At 44.5% G+C, this 11,484-nt stretch carries 7 protein-coding genes; all 7 read right to left on the reverse strand.

Annotation, left to right across the window (positions count from 1 at the left end):
- Positions 1-201: 201 nt before the first annotated feature.
- The 7 genes from ACLD5M_RS01095 to hrcA all read right to left on the reverse strand — a co-directional run bounded on the left by ACLD5M_RS01095 (position 202) and on the right by hrcA (position 11,449).
- On the reverse strand, positions 202-5,844 hold the full coding sequence (locus ACLD5M_RS01095) for a sugar-binding protein (protein WP_410314378.1): 5,643 nt from the start codon (positions 5,842-5,844) through the stop codon (positions 202-204).
- Between the two features lie 100 nt (positions 5,845-5,944).
- Positions 5,945-6,109, reverse strand: a complete 165-nt coding sequence (locus tag ACLD5M_RS01100) for a hypothetical protein (protein ID WP_410314379.1) — start codon at positions 6,107-6,109, stop codon at positions 5,945-5,947.
- A 274-nt stretch (positions 6,110-6,383) separates the two neighbouring features.
- Positions 6,384-7,214, reverse strand: a complete 831-nt coding sequence (locus ACLD5M_RS01105; protein WP_410314380.1) for an inositol monophosphatase family protein — start codon at positions 7,212-7,214, stop codon at positions 6,384-6,386.
- 245 nt (positions 7,215-7,459) lie between these two features.
- Entirely contained in the window at positions 7,460-8,134 is a 675-nt protein-coding gene (gene serB, locus ACLD5M_RS01110; protein ID WP_410314381.1) for a phosphoserine phosphatase SerB, read from the reverse strand.
- 4 nt (positions 8,135-8,138) lie between these two features.
- Positions 8,139-9,125 carry a methionyl-tRNA formyltransferase gene (fmt, locus tag ACLD5M_RS01115; RefSeq protein ID WP_410314382.1) on the reverse strand — a complete coding sequence of 329 codons (987 nt, stop codon included), beginning with the start codon at positions 9,123-9,125 and terminating at the stop codon, positions 8,139-8,141.
- Positions 9,126-9,205: 80 nt separating this feature from the next.
- Complete coding sequence (gene dnaJ / locus ACLD5M_RS01120; protein WP_410314383.1) at positions 9,206-10,363, reverse strand: molecular chaperone DnaJ; 1,158 nt, start codon at positions 10,361-10,363, stop codon at positions 9,206-9,208.
- Positions 10,364-10,432: 69 nt separating this feature from the next.
- Positions 10,433-11,449 (reverse strand): heat-inducible transcriptional repressor HrcA, encoded by a 1,017-nt coding sequence (gene hrcA / locus ACLD5M_RS01125; protein WP_246905879.1) that lies wholly within the window; start codon positions 11,447-11,449, stop codon positions 10,433-10,435.
- Positions 11,450-11,484 lie beyond the last annotated feature (35 nt).

An 11,484-nucleotide genomic window follows, 5' to 3' on the forward strand; every position in this document is an offset into this window, starting at 1 on the left:
GCAATTCTCCCATATTTTCGTGACTGTTTCAATTCGTGTTAAATAAAAATATTCGCATACGAAAATGCCCCACTTCGCGGAGTGAAGAAAGATGCGAAGTGGGGCAAGTATTTATTTATTTATTTATTTATTTATTTATTGTCTAGCAAAGCAGCAGGCTTTGCAGGCTTTACATGCTTTACTGGCTTTGCAGCCTCTCGCCTAGTTGTTGCTATGGCGGGAGATTCCGCGGCGCTTGCTCACGAAGAACGCAGCACCAGCAGCAGCAACCGTAGCAAGCAAGCCAATCACAGACACGTTGCTACCAGTCTTACTCAGCTTAGAAACACCACTCTTCAACACCTGAGCACGCACAGAAGCACGCACCTGAGCCGCATGAGCCTTAGCAGCGGCCAAAGCCTTACGAGCAGCAGAAAGCTTCTGAGCTGCAGCATCAACATGAGCCTGAGTTGCGTTAGGATCAGCAGCAACCTTCTTAGCCTCAGCCAAAGCAGAGTCCAAAGCCGCCTGAGCTTTAGCAACTTGAGCATCAGCCTGCTTCACAGCCGGCGAATTTTCAACCGCAGCATTCACAGCAGCAGAATTTGCAGCATTAGCAGCATTGTTGTTGGCGTTAGCAGCGTTGGCGTTTGCGTTGCCAGCATTGTTGTTACCAGCGTTGTTGTTGCCAGCTCCAGCATTGCCAGGCTGAGAGTCAGCTTCAGCACTATCAATCTGAACGTTCAACTCGCCCTTATCCACAGTAGTAGGCGCATTATCGTTCACACCAAAACCAGCGCCACCAGGGACTGGGCTTGGGCTTGGAAGTGGGCTCACATCATTATCAACAGAACCATAACCACTCAAAGCTCGAGCCGCAGCGCGCAAAGCCTCAACAGCAGCATTCACCTGCTCCTGAGTTGCATTAGAATCACCGTAAACGCGACGAGCTTCAGCCAAAGCCGCATTATAAGCATCCTGCTTATCCAAAGGCGAAACAATGTAAGACATGCGGCGGCCAATAGTGCTATCCAAAGCAATCTCAGCAGCCAAAGCAGTCTTATCAGCAGCAGGAGTTGGGGTCGGCGCTGGAGTTGGCTCCTTACCGTCAAGAGCGGCAGCTGCTTCTTTAAGAGTCTGGAGAGCCTTATCAACAAGAGCTTGCTTTTCTTTTTGAGACTTGCCTGCGTATTGTTTACCTGTGCCTTCAAGATCACCTAATTGAGAAATAAGGTCTTGTGCATCTTTGAGTGCTTTATCAAATGCGTCTTTCTTAGCTTGTGAAGCATTCTTATATGAGATGCCATCTTTCAATGCACCGTCTTTAGTTACTTCAGCTTGTAAAGCATCAGTGTTTACACCGTCTAAAGCTAAACGAGCTTTAATAAGCTTGTCAAGAGCAGCATCGATTTCTTTCTGTTCAGCGGCTTCTTTATCTGCAGTAGAAGTATCAGCAGTCTTGGCAGCATTCAAAACCGTTTGAGCTTCACCCAACGCTTTATCAAACTCATCTTTCTTAGCTTTAGAAGCCGTGTTGTAAACAGAATTGCCTGGGGTCTTGGGATCAGTTTCGCTTGGCTTAAAGGTCTTATCGGTGTCAATCTCATTCTTAAGAGCATCAGTCTTTAGACCAGCACTTTTTGCATCAGGATCAATAGCGCGCATCGCTTTCAGAAGATCGTTATACAACGTATTGACTTCATCAGCTCCCTTATCAGCACCCTTGTCAGCTGTAGTTAGCGTTGTTGCATCCGCCAGATAGCCATCAAATGCTTTCTTCTTATTCTGATCGTCTTCAGAATTAGTAAGCTTAGAATACTTGCTGTCCTTCTCATTCTTAAAGTCATTGGCTTTCTTCTTAAGCTCCTCAAGACGAGCCATAGCATTATCGGTGTTTGCAGCGTTAGCAAGTACATCATCGATATCATCAGAAGTTGTACCGTCAGGATTGGTGTGATCAGAGGCATCAGTATCCTTGAGGATTGCCTTGAAAGCATCCTTCTGAGCATTGTTCAAATGCTCGAAGTTGTCAATAGCTTTAAGAGCAGCTTCAATCTTCTTGTGCTTCTTAGCCTGATTTACAATTGCCTCAGGATCGCCCTTATGAGTAGAGTGGTCAATCTGTTCCTTATACTTGTCTTTTTCTTCTTTAGACAAGCCAGGAATCTTATCAATCTCACCCTTAGCGTCATTCTTCTCTTTCTCGAAAGCTTTAGCATCAGGATCGTTGGTATTCTGCTTCTTGTTTTCCTTCTGAGCATTGTTAACTGCATCATTGACCTTACCATCAGCGTCCTTGAACTTAGTTTCAACATTGGTAAGCTGAGTCAACATTTCAGAAGGCTTGGTAGCTTTCTTTACAGACTCCTTAGCGGTTGTTATAGCAGACTTTGCAGTCGCTATATCAGTAGTAGCTTTGGTCTTATCTTCAGCTTTGATTGTTGTGTTATCGTTAAGAACCTTTTCAGCAGCTTCAAGCTTATTCTCAAACTCAGCAATCTTGGCGTTAGCAGCCTGCCTTGCAGCTTGCTCGTTAATGCCGTTCTTGCGAGTTGCAGCGTCAAGAGCAGTGCGGATGGCGCTGGTTTGAGCGCTGGAAATGTCCTTAATGGCATTTTCCAAAGCAGTGAGGGTCTCATCCTTCTTGGTTATGTCAGCGCCGATTAACTCCTTAAGAGCCTTATCGTCGTTACTATCAGACTTGCCGTGGCTTAAGAATGGAAGCGCACCTTCCTTCAAAGCACCTCGAGCGTCGTTAATCGCCTTGGCCTTTTCGAGAATATTATTAACTTCCTCAGGAGTTTTAGCCTTATCAATTTCACCTGATAGCTTATTCTTATCGCCAGACTCACCATCAGTCAGATTAGTCAGGTTCTTGAGAGCTTCTTTGGCTTTGGTTTTATCTTCAGCAAGTTTATTTTGCTGTTCTTTTTCGCGCTTCTCTTTCTCGCGCTTCTCCTTTTCTTCTTTCTCTTTCTTCTTGATGTCGCCAGGATTTACATTATTCTTACCAGCCTGCTCATTGGCCTTCTTGAGAATCTCCTGGATTTCCTCCTTGTTCTTAGCATTCTTAATCTGATTTATGTAGTCTGTCTTCTGATCCTCAGTAAGCTTAGGATTACGGTTGATAATCTCCTCCGCCTGCTTCTTGAGCTTCTCGAGTTCGTCAGTGGATGGAGCTGGCTTAGACTCGGCCTTCTTCTTGTAGAGCTTATCTTTAGATACCGTGAACAGAACAGTATCACCATTCTTAAAGTCAGCACTCGCGCTGTCATCATTATTCATGCTCACAGTAGTAATGCCATACGTTGCAGAATCTGACTTAAGCTCCAAGCAGGAAGTACCTGCCTTTGGAGTCCAACCCTTACCTGTTAGAGTTGCAGTGTTTGGAACAAAGAAGTTAAGCTTATCAATCTTATTAGCTTCAGTTGCTTTACTATCGTCGTAATTGGCTTTCAGGAATTGCTTAACTGCAGCTTGGAAATCATCGTCAGTCGGTGATGCCGTTGGATTATCAACCCCGTACGGATTTGTATTGTACTTATACACAGACTTTGTGGCATCGGTAAGCTTGCGAATAAGCTCACGAAGCTGCTTCTCATTCATGCCGTTGATGGTATTGTCATCAGTATTATCGATACCAGCTCGCTTGAAATCGTTGTCTGTTACACCACTGTTTTTCTTTGCATCGCGAATCTTTTTAGCAAGATCCTTCAAATCCGAAACAGTGTGATCCATGCCACTAGTATTCTTCTTAACATACAACTCTGTTGCTGGAACGGTGAATAGAGTCTTAATATTACTATCACCCTTCTCATACCCTTGAATCGTCAAGCTACCATCAGTTGATGTAGTAGATAAACCTATTGTTGCTACACCAGCTCCATCTGATGAATTTTTATCATAGAATTGTAGTCCGGAAGTACCCTGAACTGGAATATCAGTTCTTTTCAGAACATATGTACCGCCGGCAGCAGAAGCATCGTTAGAAATATCAGTTCCATAGTTAGATTTAACAAAATCTTTTAAAGCCTGAATCTGCTGCTGAGGAGTTGGATCATTACCTGTATACTCTATTGGAGTTACCTTATACTTATAGATTCCACTTGTATGCTCAGTTTCCTTAGGCGTTTGCATACCCGGCCTCTGCTTAAAGAACATACCCATTGGATACTTTGCATCTTTGTATCCATTTGCCTTAAAGATGATGTAGCCTATACCGTTTTCAACACTATATTCAACGCTATCAATGGTTACTTTTGTATTTGGATTCTTAGAATCCTTACCACCCTTTGCTTTCAATGCGCCTTTAATAGGGTCAAGCTGCGCAGAATTAGTTGTTAAATCACTTTCAGCCATACTGAATGGGTTGAAGTTGACTTGTGTTTGCGAAGCCGGTGCATCAACCGTAAAGGTCTTTTCTTCAGCAACAGGCGTTGAAGGTTCTGGAGCAGGTGTAGTCTTTTCCTTTTCCTTAAGGAACTGCCATGCATCAATTTCTGTTGTAGAACCGTCTTCCCACTTTATCGTGGCATTACCGGTCTTTTTATCGATTGTTAAGTAGCCAGTAGAGTCCTTAGTCTTCGCATTCGTGTAGACATCCAAGCCACTATTGGCATCGTCGAATGCTTTCTTAATGGCAGTTACCTCAGCATCACTAATATTCGTGAGGTTATCAACCGTAATCACATCCGGCACAGAATAAGGCGCCCAATCGGAGATTTTTGCACCCTGATACACCAAAGAAGAATAAGGGATTGCAAGCTCGGAATTGTCATTGTACTTAACCTTCAGCTGCTTACCTGAGTCATCAAACGTAAATGTGTCAGCACCATTAAAATCTACATGCTTGCTGAAGTCGTTACTCTTATTCGCATCCTTAATAGCCTTGATAATAGCCTTCTGCTCTTCAGCATTTGGCTTATCAGGATCTACTGCAGGAACTGGAGCCGGGTAGGTTGGTGGGTATAAATCACGATCCCGCTTCTGCTCCATAACCAGTAAATTACCAGGCATGGTAAGAGTTGTATTGTCTTTGAAAGTAAGCTTTGCAGTACCGTCTGCAGCAACTTCTATGCCAGCAGTTCCGTCAAGCAAATCACTGAAGTGAGGAGTTGCATCTTTATTAGCGTTATAGATTGCGTCCTTAACTTTGCCTTGTTCTTCATCAGTCAGTTGGTTAACCTTCGCAACTGGCGTACGATCTGGATACTTAACCTTCAAGCTGTCTGCAATCTTTGGAGCATGATGAGTCTGACCAGTAGCAATATGCCAATTACCAGCAAAACGGTAAACGCCAGCAGCAAAACGCAAAGGATGCTCATCGCGTTGTTTCCATGCTTGATCGGTAAGTTCTGCAACATAAGTCATTTGATAAAAACGCTTACCGGCAGATTCCCAGTCGACAAACATTCCTTGCATACCTTTTGTTGCGTCGTAATAATCTGCCCAATTACCTGCAGTATTACCAGTTTTATCGTATCCATGGTTCTGGTTACCATCAATACCCAAAAGCGTTTTTAAGCCATTCATAGAGGTAAGTTTGCTTGGGTCTGTGATATAGAAATTGGAAATGCCTTTCCAATCCTTTGAATTAGCATAATGTTTAGTAACATTTTCATCTTCTCTGTGAAGACCAGGACGAGAAGGAACAGGGTTACCGTCACCTGTGTATTTTTCAAAACGACTATAATTAATATCGTGTACGTCTGTTAAACCTGATGGAACACCGTACCACCACATTGGACGGAATGCCCACTTATCAAAAGAATTGTCACTAGAATTAAGATTAGCAATGTATTTTACATGTACATATTTACCTAAAGGATCTTGGTTAGCAATATTGTCGTCTTCGGCATCTTTCATATTGCTGTAGTAATGAACCTCGATCTTAATGCGTTCTTTACTATAATTTGCGTCTGACTTGTAACCGTAGTAAATGTTTCCGTCAGGAGCTACATAACCGTCAGCATAGGCAGGTGAGGAAACGAATACCCCCCCCCCCAAGCACCATAGCGCCGGCAAGCATCGCTGCGCACACGCTCTTAGAAAGCGGCGCGTAAGACGTACTCTTAGCAGACTTAAGTAAATCAGCAAAACTATTTGCGTTAATAATATTCTTCTTCATCATTTCTTTTACTCCGTTTATTCAACCGAGAGATTTTGCGTATTAAATCAAACTCGGCAAATTAGCGTTTTCCATATCAATTAGTAATATCATACTGCTAAATCACCGTGCCAACGTTTTAATATGCGTTCAGCACAGCAGATTTTTAGCAATCTGAAACCAGCACAAGGGGTATTTTACTCAAAAATTCATACATTTCAAGCATTTTTATATGTGATTTTTGCTACTTTTAGAGCAAAACTAATATTGCGTTATTTGTGCGAAAATTAGTTTACGCTTACTTAAGATACGGCTTTAACTCGTTAATAAGCAAACCGTTAGAAGCAACTACGTCATTTTCGCGTCGCCAATGGATAGGGTTTCCATCCCACTGGCAAACCTGACCCTGCGCTTCTAGCACAACCACAGCCCCAGCAGAAACGGCCGGAATATCCCACTGATGCAAGTGCGGCTCAAAGTAAGCGTCGTACGTGCCGTCCGCCACCTTGCACAAGTCAAGAGACGCAGGCCCAATGCGCTTAATATCCGCAGGGCAGCCTGTTTCAACAAAAGCAACTACGTCAAGAGCGCGTTTAGACTCTTCTGGAATATAAGACATTCCGTAGCAAACCACGGATCCGCGCAAAGTTGAAGTTGTAGAAGGCGTAATCTTCTCGCGCTTTTCACCTTGCGGAGTTCTACGAATACGAATAGCACCCTGGCCCTTTGCAGCCAAATAGGTTAATCCCAATGCAGGCGCGTGAACAACGCCAAGCACCGGACGAGCTGAGCCTTCATCGTTAAATTCAAAAAGCGAAACCGTAAGAGTCCACTCTGCCATGTCTCGATTAAAATTAATAGCTCCGTCAACGTTTCCAACGCACCAAAAACGGTCGCCCGGATTGCAATGCTCCGGCCTAGTGCGCCAAAAACCTTGGAAAGGATTTACGTACGTTAAACGGTTTTGAATAAAGCGCACGAGCTTATCTCCAAAGCCGGAATCAGATTTTGTAGGATCACCAAGCGCGAGCGACGTCATATCTTGAGGGCTTAATTGATCCTGATACGCGTGCTTACCAACGTCTTCCAAAATGCGCGCAACTTCTAACGCAACTTCTCTTAAATTCAACTTACACTCCCTACCTTCGTGCGCGAATTTCAATATAAATTATTGAATCTCCTGCTTTTGCGCACACTTTTCTCTCAAAAACTAACTGTTATTTTACTCATCAATAGAAAGATTTACCAACACATTTATGCTCTGTGGATAAAAGCTACAGAACTTTCACAAAAAATAATCATTAATCTTTAGTCATTGCTTCATTATTTTACATTGCTTATGTACATTACTCAACTTTTCGCTCTATAAACGTATTAATTCTCAGTCAAAAAACGCAATACAGCGCTTAAATCACGAGTAAGAATGCGGTAAGGAGTAGCCGCTTGAACTGCTGGTTTTGCGCAAAAAGCCACGCCTAATCCAGCGAATTTAATCATTGAAATATCGTTCGCTCCATCCCCCACGGCAACAGTTTGCTCACGTTCAACGCCAAGATTACTTGCCCAATTTTGAAGCGCTTCAACTTTTGCGTTAGCGTTAACAATATTTCCTAGCACGTTGCCAGTAAGCTTGCCGTCAATCGCCTCTAAATGATGAGCCACACAAAAATCAATATTCAAATTCGGCAGCAATTCGTCCAAAATCTCGTGAAAACCGCCAGAAACTGCGCCAACTTTCCAACCGTTCGCATGAAGTGCGTCAATTAAAACTTTCGCGCCTTTAGTTACGTGAATTTTGGAAATAATATGCTTTTTGCACTCGTCAATGTTCAGGCCGCGAAGCATCTTCACGCGCAAACGCAAGGAGTCGTCAAAAGTGATTTCGCCACGCATTGCGCGCGCTGTAATCAAAGACATTTCCTTGCCGCAGAAAGCTTCCTCGCCGAGTAAATCAATAACTTCTTCCTCAATAAGCGTTGCGTCAACATCCATAACCAAAAGCCCCGGCTTGGCTAAAGTTGGCAGCAGCGAAGAAAAGTTCATGCTCATAATTTTATGCGCAGTAAGCTTTGGCAGAAAGCCTGGCTCCGCGCGCCCAATCGGCCGCCTTCATAGCTTTCTTTCCTTGCGCTTTTACTTCCAAAAGCTCAAGCGCGCCGCTTAAAGTACCGATCCAAACTTGCTTTTTGCCGGCAAGTAATTTTCCAGGATTAAGTTGCTTAAAATCTTCAGCATGCGGATCGTTAGCGTCTGCCGGCTTTGCGCGCAAAACGTGCAAAGTAATCGGTTCAGCGTTATTCTCGTCGTCCGCATGAAGCTCGCACCATGCGCCCGGATTTGGCGTGCAAGCGCGAATTTGACGGTCAACCGCAAAAGCTGGCGCGTGAAAATCAATATGCGCATCTTCAACCGTGATTTTTTGCGCAACTTCTTGAGGAGACTGATCCTGCTCAACCGGCACGATTTCGCCAGTTTCCATGCCACGAAGAGATGCTGCAAGAAGCGGAGCGCCATCGCTCGCAAGACGCGCAAGAAGATCGCCAGAATTTTCGTGAGGCTCAATTTTCGTAGTAAACTGCGCCAAAATAGGGCCGCAATCCATGCCGCGCGTAATGCGAAAAACCGTGGCTCCCGTAATATCATCCCCAGCCCAAATTGCGCGCTGCACAGGAGCTGCTCCTCGCCATTGCGGAAGAAGCGAAAAGTGAAGATTGTACCAGCCGAGCGGCAAAGCGTCTAAAACGTTCTGTCGCAAAATCTTGCCGTACGCCACAACTGCCGCAGCTTTCGCGCCAGTTTCAGCAAGCTTATTAAGGAAGTTAGCTTCGTCTTTGCTAGGGTCAATTTCGATTACTGGCAAGCCGAGCTCAAGAGCTGCCTGTTTTACTGGGCTTGGAACGAGTTTTCGACCGCGACCAGTTGGAGCGTCCGGGCGTGTAATAACAGCGCGAACGTCAAAATGCTCGGTGTTTTTTGCCAACTCCTTAAGAGATGGAACAGCAACTTCCGGAGTGCCTGCAAACAAAATTGGTAATGCCATATTTCCTCTACTATTTTAATAGACGTAAAAATCAGCTTGTGAAATCAACAAAAATCAGCCAACAAAATTATTCAGCAAAATCAGCCGGCAAAAGCTTCCTTTAATTTACTAAAGAAACCTTTACGCTCACCCGACTGCTCGTCAAGCGAATTTTGCTTAACATGATTTACATCACCGTCATGCAAATTAGCAAACTTACTAATAAGCAAACGCTCTTCTGCACTAAGCTTCGTTGGAATCTGAACCAAAACATGAACAATAATATTGCCGCGATCTTTAGAACGAAGCTTCGTAACTCCAAGATTTTCAAGAGTTACAGTGTCCTCACTCTGGCATCCAGCAGGAATTTCAAGCTTTTGAGGGCCGTCAAAAGTTTCGATTTCAACATCGTGACCAAGCACAGCCCAGCTCATAGGAACAGTAATCCAGCAATGCAAATCGTCGCCGTTTCGCGTAAACTGCTTGTCAGCGCGAATGTGAATATCAACATACAAGTCGCCAGCAGGGCCGCCGCACTCGCCAACGCTACCTTGAGAAGCAAGACGCAAACGGCTGCCATCTCGAATACCTGCAGGCACATTCACACCAACTTCGCGAACCGCGCGCACTCGGCCGCGACCACGGCAATTTTGGCACGGATTTTTAATAATCGTGCCGTGACCTTCGCACTTGTCGCAAGGCATTGAAGAAACCATTTGGCCGAGCATTGTGCGCACAACCTTCTGACAGAAGCCAGTTCCATGACATTGCGAGCACTGCTCCGGAGCGGAATTTGCGGAATCTGCAGAACCGGAACCGTTACAATCGTTGCACACTCCAAAAGCGGTTATGCGAACGCTCACATTTCCGCCAAAAATAGCCGTTTTCAAATCAATCTTAGCTTCAGCTAAAGAGTCCTCACCAGGCTGAACTCTAGAAATTGGGCCTTGAGAAGTTCCAAAAGAGCCACCGAAGAACTGGCTAAAAATATCACCCATGCCCATGTCTGCAAAACCAGCACCTGAAGCTCCGGCACTTCCAGCAGAAGGATCGTTAGGATCGACTCCCATATCTACCATTCGACGCTTTTCTGGATTAGAAAGCACGTCGTAAGCTGCGTTTACTTCCTTAAACTTTTCTTCAAACTCAGCGCCTGCAATATCCGGATGATACTTGCGGCTCATCTTACGGTAGGCTTTGCGAATTTCGTCGTCGCTAGCGTTATGATCAACACCTAAAATCTTGTAGTAATCAGTCAATTAATTCCCCTTTTACCTTTTCATAAATCATTTTTACATAAGGCACAGCCAGCTATAAGCCAGCTAATTTTAAGAATTTTCGGATATAAACGAATTAAGATAGCGCGCAACAGCCTTAACAGCTGTCATAGTTGCAGCATAATCCATGTGAGTAGGGCCGATTGAGCCAATAAACGCGGAATCAGAATCAGCATTGTAGCCGTAAGCGCTTGTTACAACAGAAGCATTAAGCAAGCCCGGAGTGTGCGTTTCTGAACCTATTGCAACACTAACGCCGCTTTCGCAATCGCTTGCTTCCTCACTTAGCGAAGTCATAAGTCGCATAATAACAGCCTGCTCCTCAAGCGCGTCAAAAAGGGAAGCAAAATCACCAATACTTTGCCTATGCGCAAGTTGGGAAGCTCCAGCCATATACAAATCGTGAGTGTGCTCTCCGTCGTGCATGTCTTCTAAAGCATTAGCAAGTTGACTAATAATTTGCAAAGCTGACGCTAAATCCTTGCGATTTGCGAGCGCATAAACGCGTTTTGAAGCATCTAAAAGAGACGCTCCAATGCAGCACTCGTTAACCATATTTGTTAGATGCAATAAGTCGTCTGGATTTATGTTGGACGCTTGAATCATGTGCTGAGCCACGCCTCCAGCGTCTGTAATAACAACAACCAAAAGCGTAGAAGACGATACTTGAACAATCTCAATTCTTTTTACTTTTGACTTAGACAATGCTGGAGATGCGACGAGCGCGACTTGACCGGTAATACTTGCAAGAAGACGCGCAGAACGCTGCAAAGTATCTTGCAAACTAACAGATCCGCTTAAAAAGTTTCGTATAGCACGACGTTGAGGCTCAGAAAGCGGAATAACTGCAGCCAAGCCGTCAACAAAATAGCGATACCCCTTTTGGGTAGGAATGCGTCCGGCAGAAGTGTGCGGCTGAACAAGATAGCCTTCTTCTTCCAAGGCAGACATATCGTTACGAATAGTCGCAGAACTTACCCCAAGCTGATGATGCTTTGCAAGAGCCGCAGAACCAACAGGCTCTTGAGAACGAATATAATCCTCCACAACTGCGCGCAAAATCATCATGCGTCGTGACTGCATTACCGCTCCTTATAAATAAC

This window comes from Gardnerella sp. Marseille-Q9185 (assembly GCF_046508745.1).
Classification (GTDB): domain Bacteria; phylum Actinomycetota; class Actinomycetes; order Actinomycetales; family Bifidobacteriaceae; genus Bifidobacterium; species Bifidobacterium greenwoodii.